Source organism: Exiguobacterium sp. s160 (assembly GCF_018617575.1).
Taxonomy (GTDB): domain Bacteria; phylum Bacillota; class Bacilli; order Exiguobacteriales; family Exiguobacteriaceae; genus Exiguobacterium; species Exiguobacterium aestuarii_A.
On sequence record NZ_JACSKK010000010.1, the window covers coordinates 1 to 16,593 of the forward strand.

The following is a 16,593-nucleotide window of genomic DNA, read 5'->3' on the forward strand; positions in this document are numbered from 1 at the left end:
TAGTTGGGGGATCTCCCCCTGTGAGGATAGGACGTTGCCAGGCAACAACAGAGAGGACGACCGAGCATATGCTCGGTCGTTTTTTTATTGATTAGCGGTGCTCTCTATAAGAGCATCGCTTTTCGTTTGCCTTTTTTTAAATCAATGATAAAATATAGTCAAAAGTCAAAGATGGTCAGAGGGTGGTGGAGATGAGAAATATTTCGGATGTTATCGAACAGTATTTGAAGCAAGTATTGAAGGAAAGTCAGGCAAATGCAATCGAGATTAAACGCCAAGATATCGCGCAACGATTCGAATGTGTCCCATCCCAAATCAATTATGTCATCAACACACGTTTTACCGTCGAAAAAGGATATTTAGTAGAAAGTAAACGGGGTGGCGGTGGATATATTCGGATCCGACGCGTCATCTTACATGAAAAACAGGATGTGCTTTCTAGTTTGATGGATGTCATTCATGAGCATCCACGTTTGAATGAACAGCTCGTTGAAAATGTGCTCGTACGATTAGTGGAAGAACAAATGATGCACGAACAAGAAGCGCAATTGATTTACCATCTCTTATCAGATGAAGCATTAAACTTACAAGTTGATGATCGCTCTTTTATTCGACGTCAACAATTGCTAGCACTGATGAAAGTACTTCGTTATCGTAATGGGGGATAAGTCGTATGTTATGCGAACGTTGTAAACAGCGACCTGCTGTCAATGAAGTCGTTGTGATGGAACAAGATGTACCCGTAAAAAAACGATTATGTCGACAATGTACGGTAGAACTGATGACAGGATATGTACCAGTCGTGAAGCGATGCCCGACTTGTCAGATGACACGCCAAGACCTATTGCGCGTACGAAAAGCAGGATGCGCTACATGTTATACCGTATTTCGGGATGAATTGATCAAAATCACTCGTCAATATCAACAAGGACACGATCATCATATCGGTTCAATCCCTGACCAGCTACGCACGCCACATGAACGGATTGAAGAACGGCTCGAAAAGTTGGCAGGGGAGTTGAACCGCGCTGTCGAACAAGAAGATTATGAACGGGCAGCACGCATTCAAAAAGAAATGAAGCAATTAGAAGGGCAGGGAGATGTCTGATGGAAACTTTCCTAACACATCCACTTGGTCCAAAAATGAAAGAACGTGCCAAGCTCGATGATTTGGTCGTTTCTACAAGAATTCGACTGGCGCGTAATGTCAAAGACACGGTATTCTCTCCCGTACTTTCTAAAGAAGGAGAACGTCAGCTTTGCGATCGTCTAGAAGGGCGTCTACGTGGGTTGAAAGGATTCGAATATCTTCATATGCGTGATTATGATGAAGTGACACGACAGGCGTTGATGGAGAAACACCTCATTAGCCCAGCCGTTGCAACCAATGAAGAGAGTGCGGTCTTCTTAAGTGAAGATGAAACAATTAGTGTATTGATTAATGAGGAAGACCATTTACGCATTCAAACGCTACTTCCAGGATATCAAGTGAAAGAGGCGTTTGAATTAGCGAAACAAGTTGACGCGTTATGTGCAGAATCCCTATCGTATGCGTTTGATGAACAGTTAGGTTATTTGACGACATGTCCAAGCAATATCGGAACAGGACTTCGTGCCTCGGTCATGTTACACTTGCCGGGACTCACCTTGACGGGACGAATCAGTCCAATCTTGCGAGAACTTCGAAAACTTGGCTATACGATTCGAGGTCGTTATGGTGAAGGTAGTGATGCGGCAGGTCGCTTGTTCCAACTGTCGAATCAACGGACGTTAGGGAGTCACGAGTCACAGTTACTGGCTGACTTTATGGAAGTGACAGAACAAGTGATTCAAGCAGAGCGTCATGCGCGCGAAGAACTCGTTGCGAATCGACAGGAAGAGTTAGAAGATCAATTTTATCGATCATATGGTATTTTGCGATATGCAAAATTACTATCTTCTACTGAAGCTATCGAACGATTATCTGATTTACATTTAGCGAGTGACCTAGGAATTTTGTCTGATTGGAGTCCACCAAAGTTTCATGAACTCATTGTTCGGCTACAATCAGGTTTTCTACAAAAACATTTCGGGAAAACATTATCTACGCAAGAACGGGATCGAGAACGAGCGACCCTCGTTCGTCGAACGTTAGATCAAGGCTTAGTTTGATCCAACTACAAGGAGGTTTTGTCAATGATGTTTGGACGATTTACAGAACGAGCACAGCGCGTATTAGCTTTAGCACAAGAGGAAGCAGTACGTCTTGGCCATCATAATATTGGTACAGAACATATTTTATTAGGATTGGTTCGTGAAGGAGAAGGGATTGCGGCAAAAGCGCTCTTCGCTCTCGGATTGACTTCTGAAAAAATTCAACAAGAAGTAGAATCATTGATTGGACGCGGTTCTGAGAATGGCTCGACGATTCACTACACACCACGTGCGAAAAAGGTCATTGAACTCTCGATGGACGAGGCACGAAAACTAGGACACTCATATGTTGGAACGGAGCACATCCTTCTTGGATTGATTCGTGAAGGCGAAGGTGTCGCAGCACGTGTTCTCAATAACCTTGGAATCAGTTTGACGAAAGCGCGTCAACAAGTATTACAGCTTCTCGGTAACACGGAGTCTTCTTCAAATGCTTCACAACCAGGCGCGAGCGCTGCAACCCCAACACTTGATGGGTTGGCACGCGACTTGACGCAACAAGCACGTGAATCGCGTTTAGACCCGGTCATCGGCCGCGCAGGTGAGATTCAACGTGTCATTGAAGTCTTATCTCGTCGTACGAAAAACAACCCGGTTCTTATCGGAGAGCCAGGTGTCGGGAAAACGGCAGTAGTCGAAGGTCTCGCTCAACAAATTATTAACAACGAAGTACCTGAAACACTTCGCAATAAACGAGTGATGGTACTCGACATGGGTACGCTCGTAGCAGGTACGAAATATCGTGGTGAGTTCGAAGATCGATTGAAAAAAGTAATGGACGAAATTCGTCAGGCAGGAAACGTTATTCTCTTCATCGACGAGTTGCACACATTGATTGGTGCGGGTGGTGCAGAAGGTGCGATTGATGCGTCGAACATCCTCAAGCCGTCATTGGCTCGTGGTGAACTTCAATGTATCGGGGCGACAACACTTGATGAATACCGGAAGTACATCGAAAAAGATGCAGCGCTTGAACGACGCTTCCAACCAATTCAAGTAAATGAACCGACAACAGAAGAAGCTGAACAAATCCTACTCGGGTTGCGCGATCGTTATGAAGCGCATCACCGCGTAACGATTACGGACACAGCGATTCACGAGGCGGTCGTTCTGTCTGACCGTTACATCTCGGATCGTTTCTTACCGGACAAAGCGATTGACCTCGTCGATGAGGCGGCATCAAAAGTACGACTTCGCTCGTTCACGGCACCACCGAACTTGAAAGAGTTGGAGTCACGCCTTGAATCGATTCGTAAAGAAAAAGACTCTGCTGTTCAAAGCCAAGAGTTTGAAAAAGCGGCTTCTCTCCGTGATACAGAACAAAAGTTACGCGATGAGTTAGAAGAGTTGAAAGCAGAATGGCAGAATAAGCAAGGAAATGAAAAGCTTGAAGTGACGAAAGAAGATATCGCTCAAGTTGTCGCAAACTGGACAGGTGTACCGGTCACGAAGATTGCCGAGGAAGAGACAGACCGTCTCCTCAAACTCGAATCAATTCTTCACAACCGTGTCATCGGTCAAGACGATGCGGTGAAATCGATTTCCCGCGCCATTCGTCGGGCTCGGGCTGGCTTGAAAGATCCAAAACGTCCAATCGGTTCATTCATCTTCCTCGGACCTACCGGAGTCGGTAAAACCGAACTTGCTCGCGCAGTTGCCGAAGCGATGTTTGGGGATGAGGATGCGATTATTCGAATCGACATGTCAGAGTACATGGAAAAACATGCGACGAGCCGTCTCGTTGGTTCGCCTCCTGGTTATGTCGGTTACGAAGAAGGCGGTCAGTTGACAGAAAAGGTACGCCGGAAACCATACTCGGTCATCCTTCTCGATGAAATTGAAAAAGCTCACCCGGAAGTGTTCAACATCTTACTTCAAGTGCTTGACGACGGACGCTTGACGGATTCGAAAGGTCGCACGGTCGACTTCCGAAACACCGTCATCATCATGACGTCAAACGTCGGGGCCGCAGCGCTTCAACGTAATAAATATGTTGGATTCACAGTCGAAGATGATGTGAAACGTGAGTATACGGAAATGAAGGATAAAGTACTCGAGGAATTGAAAAAAGCGTTCCGACCTGAGTTCTTGAACCGGATTGACGAAATCACGGTCTTCCATTCACTTCAAAAAGAGCACATTCAAGAAATCATCAAACTTATGGCAGAGACACTCAAGAAACGTCTTGCCGAACAAGGAGTTGATTTCAGCTTGACGGATGCGGCGCTCGACAAGATTGCCGAAGTCGGCTACGATCCGGAATACGGGGCTCGCCCTCTCCGTCGTGCCCTTCAACGAGAAGTGGAAGATCGCCTCTCAGAAGCAATGCTCGGCGGCACAATCGCTAAAGGCAGTAAAGTTGCGCTCGACGTACAAGATGGAGAGTTTGTCGTTCGTAACGAAGGTGTGGTTCAGTAAATCATTCAGCTCCCTCGTTGTTTATGAGGGAGCTTTTTTAGACAGGAAGGAAGCTTATGGCCAAAATTAAAACGAAATACGTCTGCCAATCGTGTGGATATGAATCAGCCAAATGGATGGGACGTTGTCCAGGTTGTAATGAATGGAATACGCTCGTTGAGGAGTTTGTCGAAGAGAAGAAAGCCAAACGTGGCGCAGCGTTTGTGCATAGTTCATCTCGACAATTGAAGCCAGAACGACTCGCAAACGTCGTCTCACAAGAAGAGACACGCGTGCACACGAATAGTCGTGAATTTGACCGTGTGCTCGGTGGTGGTATCGTTCCGGGTTCACTCGTCTTAGTCGGCGGGGACCCGGGAATCGGGAAGTCGACGATTCTTTTACAGGTCAGTGCACATCTAGCCCATAGTGGTAAAAAGGTGCTCTATATCTCAGGTGAAGAATCACTCAAGCAGACGAAACTTCGAGCGGAACGTCTCGGCTTACCGACCGAAGACTTGTTTGTGCTCGCTGAGACAGACATGTTGATGATCGAACGCGTCATTGATGAAGAACAACCCGGGTTTGTCATCATCGACTCGATTCAGACGGTATATATGGATGAAATTCAATCGGCGCCAGGAAGTGTGTCACAAGTACGAGAATGTACAGCAGCGCTCATGAAGATTGCAAAAACACGAGGGATTGCTGTGTTCATCGTCGGTCACGTAACGAAACAAGGATCGATTGCGGGTCCACGTTTACTCGAGCACATGGTCGATGCGGTCCTTTACTTTGAAGGGGAGCGCCATCATACGTTCCGTATTTTACGCGCGGTGAAAAACCGTTTCGGTTCAACGAACGAAATCGGGATCTTCGAGATGAAAGAGAGTGGGCTAGAAGAAGTTCTCAACCCGTCCGAAATCTTTTTAGAAGAACGAACTGCCGGTGTTTCCGGTTCGACGGTCGTCGCTTCGATGGAAGGGACAAGGACAGTGCTCGTCGAACTACAAGCACTCATCTCGCCAACATCATTCGGTAACCCGAGACGTATGGCGACGGGAATCGACCAAAACCGGGTCGCGCTTCTGATGGCCGTCCTTGAGAAACGCTCTGGCTTATTGCTTCAGACGCAAGACGCCTACTTGAAAGCGGCGGGTGGCGTCAAACTAGATGAGCCTGCGATTGACCTCGCGATTTGTGTCTCGATTGCCTCGAGTTTCCGCGACCGCCCGACTCGTCCGACGGATGTCTGCATCGGTGAAGTCGGATTGACTGGAGAAGTGCGACGCGTATCACGGATTGAACAACGTGTCGCTGAAGCCGCAAAATTAGGATTCACACGTGCCATCATTCCGAAAAACAATATGGGGGGATGGACCGCTCCGGCAGGGATTGAAGTGGTCGGTGTCGGAACGGTAGACGAAGCACTGCAGTTGGCGATCCCGTTTTAACGGGTCGCCAATGGCAGTTTTTAACGCTTTGTAACGAACGTGATTGAAAAAACCATGTTACAATGAAAGTGTTATTTTTGAAATTTTATTTCATATAGAAGGAGGTGGAATGAGTGAAGATTGCTGTACGAATCGGATTTATTTTGATTGGTCTCGTCGTGGGTTGGTTCGGAATTATCGAAGCGACGTTATTATTAGGAGACCTCGGCATGAATGTGCCGGAGTGGTTAACGATTCCATACGTAGCAAGTTTGATTGGTGGACTTATCTTCTTCATTCTTAGTTTATTCTTAACCGATGGTGTTGTTGCATTTATTCGTTTTGTCGAAGAACGGCTCGTCCGTTTACCGGTAGGGGATATTTTATTCGGTTCGATCGGCCTCATTATCGGGCTCTTGATTGCCTTTTTGATCAGTGTCTCGCTTGAAGTAACGAACATTTTCTTACTGAGTAAGATCGTTCCGATTTTTGTCACGGCACTGTTTGGTTACTTCGGTTTCGCGGTCGGGTATCGGAAGCGTAACGAATGGATCAAACTATTTGTAAAGAGTGAGCGGGAGAAACCGGCGGCTGAACCGGTGCAACGTTCGAATGATAAAATCTTAGATACGAGCGTCATTATTGACGGTCGAATTGCAGACATCGCCACGACTGGATTTGTGGAAGGTACATTGATCGTTCCGCAGTTCGTCATCGGAGAACTCCAATATATCGCGGATTCATCGGATACGTTGAAACGAAACCGTGGTCGTCGTGGACTTGATATTTTAAAAGAACTGCAAGAAAACAAGCGAATCCAAGTTGAAATTTACGATGGGGACTTTGAAGATGTACCAGAAGTCGATATCAAATTAATCAAATTGGCAGAGTTGAAAAATGGAATTGTCGTCACGAACGACTACAACTTAAACAAAGTCTGTGAAGTGCGAAATGTTCCAGTCTTGAACATCAATGACTTAGCGAATGCCGTCAAACAAATTGTCATCCCTGGCGAAGAGATGGTCGTCACTGTCATTAAAGAAGGGAAAGAACAAAATCAAGGTGTTGCCTATCTCGAAGACGGGACGATGGTCGTCGTGGAAGGTGGACGTAAGTTGATCTCGAAGACGCTTCCTGTCGTCGTGACGAGTGTGCTGCAGACATCTGCAGGCCGAATGATTTTTGCTCGTCCTGAATAACGAACAAAAAAGAGACGCGTGAGCGCTCTCTTTTTTCACGAAGAGAGGTGTTTGACATAGTATCTTATACAGTTGTGATCCCGGCTGCGGGAAGAGGGAAACGAATGGGAGCGGATGCGAACAAACTCATGTTGTCGCTCCGTGACAAACCGATTATCGCGTGGACGTTACAAGCGTTCGATACCGATCCTTGGTGTGAACGGATTGTTTTGGCGATTCGTCCAGAGGAACGTGACTGGTTTGAAGCGATCACGGCAAAAGTCGAAACACCGATTACATATGTAACAGGTGGGGAAGAACGACAACAGAGTGTCCATGCGGGGCTTAAGGTGGTTGCACCCGATACGATTGTGATGATTCATGACGGTGCCCGTCCGTTTGTAAAACGTGAACAGCTGCATCAAGTGGCAGAAGCGGCGTTACAAGGTGGCGCCATTTTAGCAGTACCAGTCAAAGACACGGTCAAGCAAGTCGAACGTCATCAAATCGAACGAACGGTTCCTCGGGAAAATCTATGGTTGGCGCAAACGCCGCAAGCTTTTCAGGCCAAGGCGATCTTAACGGCACATGAACGAGCGGTCGAACAACAGATGATGGGAACGGACGATGCGAGTTTATTCGAATGGCTTGGTGAAACGGTACAAGTCGTTCTTGGAGACTATCATAATATTAAGATGACGACGCCGGAGGATTTACTGTTTGGTGATGCGATTTTAGCAAAGGAGAACTTACAATGAGAATTGGTCAAGGATTTGATGTACACGCATTTGCGGAAGGACGTCCATTAATTTTAGGAGGAATTGAGATTCCACATGAACGTGGTCTACTCGGTCATTCCGATGCGGATGTGTTACTCCATACGATTGCCGATGCAGCGCTTGGAGCGATTGCGGCAGGTGACATCGGGAAGCATTTCCCTGATACGGACCCGGAATTTAAAGATGCGGATTCGAAAGAATTGCTTCGCCACGTATGGCAACTTGTGAAGGATGAGGGATATGTCCTCGGAAATGTGGACGCGACCGTCATGGCACAACGTCCGAAGCTACGTCCTTATATTGATGAGATGCGAGCGGTCATTGCCGACCTACTCGAAGCGGACATCGAACAGGTGAACGTGAAGGCCACGACGACGGAGAAACTCGGCTTCACAGGACGTGAAGAAGGAATCGCGGCGCAAGCGGTCATCTTACTCAACCGGGCTTGACAGAAATGGTATACTATTTGGGCAGAAGAGAAGAAAGGTGGAACTATTATGAGTGAAGTGCGTGTACGCTATGCGCCTAGTCCGACGGGGCATCTCCACATCGGGAATGCGCGGACTGCGTTGTTTAACTACTTATTTGCTCGTCATGCAGGCGGGAAATTGATTCTTCGAATTGAAGATACTGACCAGAAACGAAATGTATTAAACGGTGTCGAGAGTCAAATGAAGTATTTGGAGTGGCTCGGAATCGATTGGGATGAAGGTCCAGGTCGTGATGGAGACTACGGCCCATATTATCAAATGGAACGTCTTTCACTTTATGAGAAATACGTCAACGAATTGATGAGCAAAGGTCTTGCTTATAAATGCTATATGACATCAGAGGAGCTCGAAGCAGAGCGTGAAGCACAAATCGCGCGCGGCGAAGCACCGCGTTATTCTGGTGCGCACCGCAACCTGACTGTCGAAGAACGTGAAGCGTTTGAAGCAGAGGGCCGCAAGCCGTCAATTCGAATTCGCGTGCCTGAAGGCGTGACGTATAAATGGACGGATGTCGTCAAAGGTGATGTTTCATTCGAGTCGAAAGACTTTGGTGATTGGGTCATCGTGAAACAAGATGGGATTCCGACTTACAACTTCGCTGTTGTTGTCGACGACCACTTGATGAAGATCAGCCACGTCTTGCGTGGAGACGACCACATCGCAAACACACCAAAACAGATGATGGTATATGACGCACTCGGATGGGAATATCCTGAGTTCGGTCACATGACGCTCATCTATAACGATCAACATAAGAAATTGTCAAAACGTGATGAATCAATCATCCAGTTCATTGAACAATATGCGGATCTCGGTTACTTGCCAGCAGCGCTCTTCAACTTCATTTCTCTTCTTGGCTGGTCACCAGTCGGGGAAGAAGAAATCTTCTCGAAAGAAGAGTTTATTGAAATGTTTGATGCGAACCGTTTGTCGAAGAGTCCGGCTGTATTTGACCAACAAAAACTTTCTTGGATCAACAGTGTATACATGAAGAAGGCCACGCTTGACGAAGTAGTGGCACTCAGTTTACCATTCTTACAAGAAGCAGGACGATTACCCGAGGCGGTATCTGTCGAGGAGGCAGATTGGGCAACAAACTTGATCGCATTGTATAAAGAACAAATGACGCACGGGGCGGAGATTGTCTCGTTGACGGACTTGTTCTTCAAAGATGAGATCGAGTATGACGAGGAAGCGAACGCTGTCCTTTCAGGGGAAACGGTTCCCGCTGTCCTTGCAGAGTTCAAACAACAACTCGAAGGAATCGAAGACTTCACACCAGAAGCGATTAAAGCGGCGACGAAAGCGACGCAAAAAGCGACTGGTCAAAAAGGGAAGAACTTGTTCATGCCAATCCGTGTCGCGACGACAGGACAAACACATGGACCAGAGCTTCCGAACGCGATTTCGTTAATCGGAAAAGAGCGTGTCTTGAAACGTCTGACAACTTTATTAGCATAAAGGCATCGATGAGGAAAGTAAGCGGTATGACACTTTGCAGAGACTAGAACCTAGGCTGGGAGTTCTAGATGTGTCCCCCGAAGAAGTGCACCTCGGAGCCGTCTCGGCGATACGTAGTCGAGGCCGCGACTCGGCGTTAACGAGACTTGAGAGGGGAGCACTTTTCCCAAACAGAGTGGAACCGCGCTTACGGCGTCTCTGTGCCTTGGCACAGGGGCGTCTTTGTTTTTGTATAAGAAAAGGAGATATCAATTATGGGATTTTGGAGCAGTGTGCGTGAAGACTTGCGAACTGTCCTGGAACTAGACCCTGCCGCTCGTTCAAAAGTAGAGGTGGCACTGACGTATCCAGGACTACACGCCATATGGGCACATCGTATCGCGCACGGATTATGGAAACGTAACGTGAAGTTGGTGGCCAAGTTGTTAGCCCAGTTCAGTCGTTGGTTGACCGGGATTGAAATTCATCCGGGAGCAGTTCTCGGCGACCGTGTATTCATCGATCATGGTTTCGGTGTCGTCATCGGAGAGACGGCGATTATCGGGAATGATGTAACCATTTATCAAGGCGTCACACTTGGGGGAACCGGGAAAGAAAAAGGGAAGCGTCACCCGACGATTGGGAGTGATGTACTCATCTCAGCAGGGGCAAAAGTGCTTGGAAACATTACGGTTGGCGATTGCGTCAAAATCGGAGCGAGCTCTGTTGTCTTGAACGATGTACCGTCTGATTCGACCGTCGTCGGGATTCCAGGACGTGTCGTCATTCGAAACGGGAAGCGTGTGAAGCAACATGACCTCGACCATCGCTTCCCTGATCCGGACCGCGAGTGTCAAGAGCGCTTAGAAGCGGCAGTGGATGAACTACAACAAAAATTAGCGACGCTTGAAAAGCGGATGGAGGAGAAAACGCATGATTCAGCTGTACAACAGTCTCACGAATAAAAAAGAACCGTTTGTCCCGATTGTTCCGGGTAAAGTATCTATGTATGTGTGTGGACCGACCGTCTACAACTACATCCATGTCGGAAATGCCCGTCCGGCCATCGCCTTCGATACGGTTCGTCGCTATTTGACATATCGTGGGTATGAGGTGAAGTACGTCTTAAACTTCACGGACGTAGACGACAAGATCATTCGTACCGCGAACGAACTTGGGGAAGACACCGAGACGTTGACGAATCGTTATATTGAGGCTTATTTAGCCGATACGGGAGCATTGAACGTGCAACCGGCAGACGTACACCCACGCGTTACCGATACGATGGAAGAGATCATCGAATTCATCCGTCAATTAGAGACGGAAGGGTTCGCTTATGAATCAGAAGGCGACGTTTATTTCCGGACGAAGAAGTTTGAGACGTACGGGAAGTTAAGTCAACAATCGATTGAAGATTTACGGGCAGGCTCGCGTGTCGATGTCGGAGAAAAGAAAGAAGACCCGCTCGACTTCGTCTTATGGAAAGCCGCTAAACCGAACGAACCTTCTTGGGATAGTCCATGGGGCAAAGGACGACCAGGTTGGCATATCGAATGCTCAGCGATGGCGAAAAAGCATCTCGGGGCAACGATTGATATCCATGCGGGAGGTCACGATTTAAAATTCCCACACCATGAGAATGAGATTGCCCAGTCAGAGGCGTGCAACCACGCGAAGTTCGCCAACTATTGGCTTCATAACGGATTCATCAACATTGAAAATGAGAAGATGTCCAAATCGCTCGGAAACTTCCTTCTCGTCCACGAAGCGCTGAAAGAAGTAGATCCAATGGTTCTTCGTTTCTTCATGTTGTCCGTCCATTATCGTCATCCGATCAACTACAGCCGTGAATTGATTGAACAAGCGGCAAACGGTTGGAGTCGAATCAAAGAAGCGTATCAAAACATCGAATATCGTTTATCGGTAACGGCTGGACTTGGTGAACCGAGCGAGTCGATGGAGCGGAAACTTGAAGCGATCAAGACGTCGTTCATCGAATCGATGGATGATGATATCAATACGGCAAATGCGATGACTGTCCTCTTTGACTTGGCACGAGAAGCGAACATTTACGCAAAGGCGGACCATGTGGCAAAAGCGACACTCGAACAAGTTCTCTCGTTATTCGACGAATTGACAGGTGTGCTCGGATTGACGCTCGCTGAAGAGAAAGAATTGCTTGATGCCGAGATTGATCAATTGATTCAAGAACGAAACGACGCACGCGCGGCACGTAACTTTGCCCGCGCTGACGAGATTCGTGATTTACTGAAAGAACAAAACATCCAACTCGAAGACACGGCCCAAGGGGTTCGGTGGAAGCGGTTATGATGCAACCGAAACAAATGAATGCTCTTGCGCTCGCCTATATGGGTGACGTGGTGTATGAATTGGCCGTACGGAAAAGACTGCTCGAACAAGGATTGACGCGCCCGAACGATTTGCATCGGGGTGCCGTTCGTTATGTGAACGCGCGGGCGCAAGCGAGCGTCGTGACCTATTGGCTAGAAACGGACATGTTGACGGAAGAAGAACAGGCTGTCGTCAGACGTGGCAAAAATGCGAAATCAGGCTCGATTCCGAAGCGGGTCGACGTCCATACGTATCGTTATTCCACAGCATTCGAGGCATTGATTGGCTATATCTACTTAACAGAAAGAAGGGATCGTCTTGAAGAACTCATCAAACAAGCGTTCGAACGACTCGAAGCCGAGTCGACCGAAACGACATGACGGAAAACGAGGTGCGGAAAAACGAACGTTTGACCGCCCACGTGGGGAACGTCCAGAGCGTACACGCCATCAGAAGTCGGAACGGCCGGACTATAAGGAAGTAGACGTGATGGAGGAAGGGATCGATTTCCTGTACGGGCGAAATCCTGTACTCGAAGCACTTCGAAGCGGTCGCGACATGAACAAAGTATTTATTATGGAAGGGCAACAAAAAGGCCCACTCGCTCAAATCATCGCGATGGCAAATGAAGCATCCGTCCAAGTGTCGTTCGTACCGAAAACGAAGCTTGAGAAGATGGCCGGTAGTGAACATCATCAGGGTGTCGTGGCAGCCGTCGCGGCCTATGAATATAAAACCATCGAGGACATGTTCGCGCTTGCCGCTTCAAAAGAAGAGACACCGCTCTTTATTTTGCTAGATGAACTCGAGGACCCACATAACCTCGGTTCCATTTTACGGACCGCGGATGCTGTCGGCGCACATGGAATCATCATCCCGAAACGCCGCTCGGTCGGTTTAACTCAGACGGTCGCCAAAGCGTCGACTGGGGCGATTGAACATATCCCGGTTGCGCGCGTGACGAATTTGACGCGGACACTCGAAGAATTGAAAGAAAAAGGACTATGGGTCGTCGGGACCGATGCGAAAGAGAGTCAGGACTATCGTCGATTGGATGGGAATATGCCACTTGTCGTGGTCATCGGAAGTGAAGGAAAAGGAATGAGCCGTCTCGTGCGTGAATCATGCGACTTCCTCGTTCATTTACCAATGGTTGGTCATGTCACGTCACTCAATGCATCTGTTGCAGCGGCACTGCTTCTGTATGAAGTGCATCGCTCACGTAACCCGTTAGCATGAGTATCCAAAAACGCGAGCTCCTTCTTGTCGACGGATATAACATCATCGGGGCGTGGCCACATTTGAGAAGTTTGCGCGATATGGATTTTGATCAAGCGCGCAATTTGTTAATTGAAGCGATGGCGGAATATCAGGCCGTATCTGGAAAAGAAGTCACCGTCGTCTTTGATGCCCATATGCGTTACGGTCGAGAATCGAAAGAAAAACGAAGTCGTGTCGATGTCGTCTATACGAAAGAGAACGAGACGGCGGACGAGTGGATTGAGCGGCGAGCGCACGAACTGGTGGATAACCGACTCGTCACACTATTCGTCGCGACGAACGATTTCACCGAGCAGTGGGTCATTTTCGGCCAAGGTGCCTTACGTGTTCCCGCGACCGAGTTATTAAAAGATTGGAAGCATGCCAAAACACTGATTGAGCAACAACGCCTCTCGTTAGAGAAGGAACAACCGAATCGAAAAACGATTGATATTCCTCCGCATATTCAAGAACGATTTGAAGAAATGCGACGTCGTAAATCAAAAGGTGATTGAAATCACGGACGAGTTCATGAAATGGACTCGTCTTTGTTTCGATTTTGACATTTTTTTGCAAAGGAATGTTGTATACTAATTACATATATGAGTTACACAGCATTTAATTGACGGAATTTTTAGAAATTTGTTTGACGCATAGGAGTAGGGAGTCCTATAATGGGACACAACCTTACATAGTTCAGGATCAATCGCCGGGGGGTAACGAGCATGAACGGATGGCCGTACGAACAGTTTGAAAAAATGTCAGACGAAGAGTTGGTCTTATTGGCGCGCAACGAAGGGGATAGCGACGCGCTCGAGTTTTTGATTGAACGATACCGGTATTTTGTACGCGCGAAAGCACGATCTTATTTCTTGATTGGTGCAGATCATGAGGACATCGTCCAAGAAGGCATGATTGGTCTCTATAAAGGGGTGCGGGACTATAAAGACGAGCGACTCGCCTCGTTCAAAAGTTTTGCCGAAATGTGCATCACACGCCAGATGATCACGGCAATCAAGACGGCGACACGTCAAAAGCATATTCCGCTCAACTCATATGTGTCACTCGATAAACCGATTTTCGACGAGGAATCCGATCGGACGTTGCTCGATGTCATCTTGCCACCACATCCGACGGATCCACAAGAACTCATTGTGACACAAGAAGAACAGACGTTTATGGAAGCGAAGATGGATGAGATTTTGAGTGATCTCGAACGGAAAGTGTTGCGTCTTTATTTAGACGGACGTTCTTATCAAGAGATTTCAGACGACCTCGACCGTCATGTCAAATCGATTGATAATGCGTTACAGCGTGTGAAGAAGAAATTCGAACGTCATGTCGACGTCCGGATGCTCACGAGCTAACCGATTATTGACCGCGTGCCTCCTATGTGATACTTTAAAAGCAGCGCCTTGTCCGTAGACGCCATTTACAGGAGGCGTTTTTTTTTCGCTCTTTTTTAAGAGGGAGTAGTCGAAAGGGGCGCTTATGAATGGCAAAGAAAGTAAGTCTCGCTTGCTCAGAATGCGGGTCTCGGGAGTATTCGACGACAAAAAAAGATGGTGTGTCGACACGGCTTGAAATGAAAAAGTTTTGTCGCCGCTGTAACGCGCATACGATGCATCGAGAATCAAAGTAACGTAGATTGGCATTCAATGTAGGAGGAAGCTACCATGAACTTTTTGCGCGACGTATGGAAAGAGTTGAAAAAAACGAGTTGGCCAACTCGTAAAGAACTCACGAAATATACCGTTACCGTCATCGCGACTGTTGTCGTGATTGGCCTGTTCGTGTTCGGCGTAGATACTGGAGTCAGCTATCTCGTCAATTTATTGATTAACTAAGGAAGAGGTGAAAGCCGTGGAGAAACAATGGTTTGTTGTCCAGACGTACTCAGGTTTTGAGAATAACGTCAAAGAAAACCTAGAACGTCGAATCGGTTCGATGAACATGGAAGATAAAATTTTCCGCGTCCTCGTCCCGACTGAAACGACGCAAGAAGAAGTCACATTGAAGAGTGGCGAGAAGAAAATTAAAGAGCGTGAAGTCAAAAGCTTCCCGGGCTATGTGTTCGTAGAGATGGTCATGACTGACGATTCATGGTATGTTGTCCGCAACACGCCTAACGTCACCGGCTTCCTCGGTTCAACAGGCGGCGGGGCAAAACCGATCCCGCTCCAACCGGACGAAGTGACAAACGTCTTGTCACAAATGGGACTCATCGAGAAGAAAGATCGTTACAACTACGAGCTCGGTGATCTTGTCCGCGTGAAAGAAGGCGCGTTCGAGAACTTTGAAGGGACAATCGATGAGATTGAAGCCGACAAAGAGAAGCTCAAAGTCGTGGTCGACATGTTTGGTCGCGAAACAAAAATTGAGCTTGATTTCGAACAAGTTCAGAAAATTAACTAAACCCACTTGCTAATCCGTGAAACGGATGGTACAATCGAAAATGTTTGATGTTGTGCTATATTTCGGTACAAACTCGACCTAATAGATTGAGTGGGAGGGCGCACAACGTCCAAGAAACCACATTTTAGACTTAAGGAGGTGTGTCTCGTGGCGAAAAAAGTTTCTAAACTCGTTAAACTTCAAATCCCAGCTGGTAAAGCTAACCCAGCACCACCAGTAGGTCCAGCACTTGGTCAAGCAGGTGTTAACATCATGGGATTCTGTAAAGAGTTCAACGCTCGTACACAAGACCAAGCCGGATTGATTATTCCTGTAGTCATCACGGTATACGAAGATCGTTCGTTTACATTTATTACGAAAACTCCACCAGCTGCAGTTCTCTTGAAGAAAGCTGCTGGTATCGAGAGTGGTTCTGGTGAACCAAACCGTAAGAAAGTAGCAACGGTTAAGCGTGACAAAGTTCGCGAAATCGCTGAACTTAAAATGCCTGACCTTAACGCATCATCTGTAGAAACAGCGATGCTTATGGTTGAAGGTACTGCACGTAGTATGGGTATTGTAATCGAAGACTAATTGTTAGTCTCTGGGGTTGTCGGTGAATACTGCTCACCTTCAATCCCTTCATTATGTGGGAGGAAATTCCGCTAACCACAAG

The 16,593-nt window shown here is 47.4% G+C and carries 19 protein-coding genes and 1 other annotated feature; all 19 genes read left to right on the top strand.

Annotated elements, in window-relative coordinates:
* Positions 1-191 precede the first annotated feature (191 nt).
* Positions 192-668 (top strand): CtsR family transcriptional regulator, encoded by a 477-nt coding sequence (locus tag KNO86_RS13475; protein WP_214697106.1) that lies wholly within the window; start codon positions 192-194, stop codon positions 666-668.
* 5 nt (positions 669-673) lie between these two features.
* Positions 674-1,108 carry a UvrB/UvrC motif-containing protein gene (locus tag KNO86_RS13480; RefSeq protein ID WP_214697108.1) on the top strand — a complete coding sequence of 145 codons (435 nt, stop codon included), beginning with the start codon at positions 674-676 and terminating at the stop codon, positions 1,106-1,108.
* Positions 1,108-2,151: a protein arginine kinase gene (locus KNO86_RS13485; RefSeq protein ID WP_214697110.1), complete on the top strand. Its 1,044-nt coding sequence runs from the start codon at positions 1,108-1,110 to the stop codon at positions 2,149-2,151. Before KNO86_RS13480 ends, KNO86_RS13485 begins: the two co-directional genes overlap by 1 nt.
* A gap of 24 nt (positions 2,152-2,175) precedes the next feature.
* Complete coding sequence (clpC, locus tag KNO86_RS13490; protein ID WP_214697112.1) at positions 2,176-4,611, top strand: ATP-dependent Clp protease ATP-binding subunit; 2,436 nt, start codon at positions 2,176-2,178, stop codon at positions 4,609-4,611.
* A gap of 56 nt (positions 4,612-4,667) precedes the next feature.
* Complete coding sequence (gene radA, locus KNO86_RS13495; protein WP_074032385.1) at positions 4,668-6,044, top strand: DNA repair protein RadA; 1,377 nt, start codon at positions 4,668-4,670, stop codon at positions 6,042-6,044.
* A 113-nt stretch (positions 6,045-6,157) separates the two neighbouring features.
* Complete coding sequence (locus KNO86_RS13500) at positions 6,158-7,222, top strand: PIN/TRAM domain-containing protein (RefSeq protein WP_074032388.1); 1,065 nt, start codon at positions 6,158-6,160, stop codon at positions 7,220-7,222.
* A 56-nt stretch (positions 7,223-7,278) separates the two neighbouring features.
* Positions 7,279-7,959 (top strand): 2-C-methyl-D-erythritol 4-phosphate cytidylyltransferase, encoded by a 681-nt coding sequence (ispD, locus tag KNO86_RS13505; protein WP_214697137.1) that lies wholly within the window; start codon positions 7,279-7,281, stop codon positions 7,957-7,959.
* On the top strand, positions 7,956-8,429 hold the full coding sequence (ispF, locus tag KNO86_RS13510) for a 2-C-methyl-D-erythritol 2,4-cyclodiphosphate synthase (RefSeq protein WP_074032390.1): 474 nt from the start codon (positions 7,956-7,958) through the stop codon (positions 8,427-8,429). The genes ispD and ispF overlap by 4 nt, the downstream gene beginning before the upstream one ends.
* Before the next feature lie 45 nt (positions 8,430-8,474).
* Entirely contained in the window at positions 8,475-9,932 is a 1,458-nt protein-coding gene (gene gltX, locus KNO86_RS13515; RefSeq protein ID WP_214697139.1) for a glutamate--tRNA ligase, read from the top strand.
* Positions 9,929-10,135: a binding site (T-box leader), on the top strand. Its footprint overlaps the gene before it by 4 nt.
* A gap of 51 nt (positions 10,136-10,186) precedes the next feature.
* On the top strand, positions 10,187-10,876 hold the full coding sequence (gene cysE / locus KNO86_RS13520) for a serine O-acetyltransferase (RefSeq protein ID WP_012727699.1): 690 nt from the start codon (positions 10,187-10,189) through the stop codon (positions 10,874-10,876).
* The gene (cysS, locus tag KNO86_RS13525) at positions 10,845-12,242 is read left to right on the top strand and encodes a cysteine--tRNA ligase (RefSeq protein ID WP_214697113.1); all 1,398 of its coding nucleotides are present in this window, start codon (positions 10,845-10,847) and stop codon (positions 12,240-12,242) included. The genes cysE and cysS overlap by 32 nt, the downstream gene beginning before the upstream one ends.
* A complete protein-coding gene (locus KNO86_RS13530) occupies positions 12,239-12,643 on the top strand; it encodes a Mini-ribonuclease 3 (protein ID WP_214697115.1) in 405 nt (134 codons plus the stop codon). Before cysS ends, KNO86_RS13530 begins: the two co-directional genes overlap by 4 nt.
* 109 nt (positions 12,644-12,752) lie before the next feature.
* Positions 12,753-13,502 carry a 23S rRNA (guanosine(2251)-2'-O)-methyltransferase RlmB gene (gene rlmB / locus KNO86_RS13535; protein ID WP_074032495.1) on the top strand — a complete coding sequence of 250 codons (750 nt, stop codon included), beginning with the start codon at positions 12,753-12,755 and terminating at the stop codon, positions 13,500-13,502.
* Complete coding sequence (locus KNO86_RS13540; protein WP_214697117.1) at positions 13,499-14,038, top strand: NYN domain-containing protein; 540 nt, start codon at positions 13,499-13,501, stop codon at positions 14,036-14,038. The genes rlmB and KNO86_RS13540 overlap by 4 nt, the downstream gene beginning before the upstream one ends.
* A 210-nt stretch (positions 14,039-14,248) precedes the next feature.
* Entirely contained in the window at positions 14,249-14,890 is a 642-nt protein-coding gene (gene sigH, locus KNO86_RS13545; RefSeq protein ID WP_031421852.1) for an RNA polymerase sporulation sigma factor SigH, read from the top strand.
* A gap of 128 nt (positions 14,891-15,018) precedes the next feature.
* Positions 15,019-15,165 carry a 50S ribosomal protein L33 gene (gene rpmG / locus KNO86_RS13550; protein ID WP_026824819.1) on the top strand — a complete coding sequence of 49 codons (147 nt, stop codon included), beginning with the start codon at positions 15,019-15,021 and terminating at the stop codon, positions 15,163-15,165.
* Between the two features lie 34 nt (positions 15,166-15,199).
* Positions 15,200-15,370, top strand: coding sequence for a preprotein translocase subunit SecE (gene secE / locus KNO86_RS13555; protein WP_074032412.1), 171 nt, complete (start codon positions 15,200-15,202; stop codon positions 15,368-15,370).
* Between the two features lie 16 nt (positions 15,371-15,386).
* Entirely contained in the window at positions 15,387-15,938 is a 552-nt protein-coding gene (nusG, locus tag KNO86_RS13560) for a transcription termination/antitermination protein NusG (RefSeq protein WP_012727691.1), read from the top strand.
* 147 nt (positions 15,939-16,085) lie between these two features.
* Positions 16,086-16,511 carry a 50S ribosomal protein L11 gene (gene rplK, locus KNO86_RS13565; RefSeq protein WP_012727690.1) on the top strand — a complete coding sequence of 142 codons (426 nt, stop codon included), beginning with the start codon at positions 16,086-16,088 and terminating at the stop codon, positions 16,509-16,511.
* The last annotated feature ends 82 nt before the right edge of the window (positions 16,512-16,593 follow it).

What these genes read in the sequence shown, in the direction of transcription:
- rpmG (WP_026824819.1), top strand. Translation starts at nt 15,019, where the DNA reads ATGGCAAAGAAAGTAAGTCTCGCTTGCTCAGAATGCGGGTCTCGGGAG.
- clpC (WP_214697112.1), top strand. Translation starts at nt 2,176, where the DNA reads ATGATGTTTGGACGATTTACAGAACGAGCACAGCGCGTATTAGCTTTA.
- ispF (WP_074032390.1), top strand. Translation starts at nt 7,956, where the DNA reads ATGAGAATTGGTCAAGGATTTGATGTACACGCATTTGCGGAAGGACGT.
- secE (WP_074032412.1), top strand. Translation starts at nt 15,200, where the DNA reads ATGAACTTTTTGCGCGACGTATGGAAAGAGTTGAAAAAAACGAGTTGG.
- cysS (WP_214697113.1), top strand. Translation starts at nt 10,845, where the DNA reads ATGATTCAGCTGTACAACAGTCTCACGAATAAAAAAGAACCGTTTGTC.
- sigH (WP_031421852.1), top strand. Translation starts at nt 14,249, where the DNA reads ATGAACGGATGGCCGTACGAACAGTTTGAAAAAATGTCAGACGAAGAG.
- radA (WP_074032385.1), top strand. Translation starts at nt 4,668, where the DNA reads ATGGCCAAAATTAAAACGAAATACGTCTGCCAATCGTGTGGATATGAA.
- KNO86_RS13540 (WP_214697117.1), top strand. Translation starts at nt 13,499, where the DNA reads ATGAGTATCCAAAAACGCGAGCTCCTTCTTGTCGACGGATATAACATC.
- KNO86_RS13475 (WP_214697106.1), top strand. Translation starts at nt 192, where the DNA reads ATGAGAAATATTTCGGATGTTATCGAACAGTATTTGAAGCAAGTATTG.
- KNO86_RS13480 (WP_214697108.1), top strand. Translation starts at nt 674, where the DNA reads ATGTTATGCGAACGTTGTAAACAGCGACCTGCTGTCAATGAAGTCGTT.
- KNO86_RS13485 (WP_214697110.1), top strand. Translation starts at nt 1,108, where the DNA reads ATGGAAACTTTCCTAACACATCCACTTGGTCCAAAAATGAAAGAACGT.
- KNO86_RS13530 (WP_214697115.1), top strand. Translation starts at nt 12,239, where the DNA reads ATGATGCAACCGAAACAAATGAATGCTCTTGCGCTCGCCTATATGGGT.
- rlmB (WP_074032495.1), top strand. Translation starts at nt 12,753, where the DNA reads ATGGAGGAAGGGATCGATTTCCTGTACGGGCGAAATCCTGTACTCGAA.
- cysE (WP_012727699.1), top strand. Translation starts at nt 10,187, where the DNA reads ATGGGATTTTGGAGCAGTGTGCGTGAAGACTTGCGAACTGTCCTGGAA.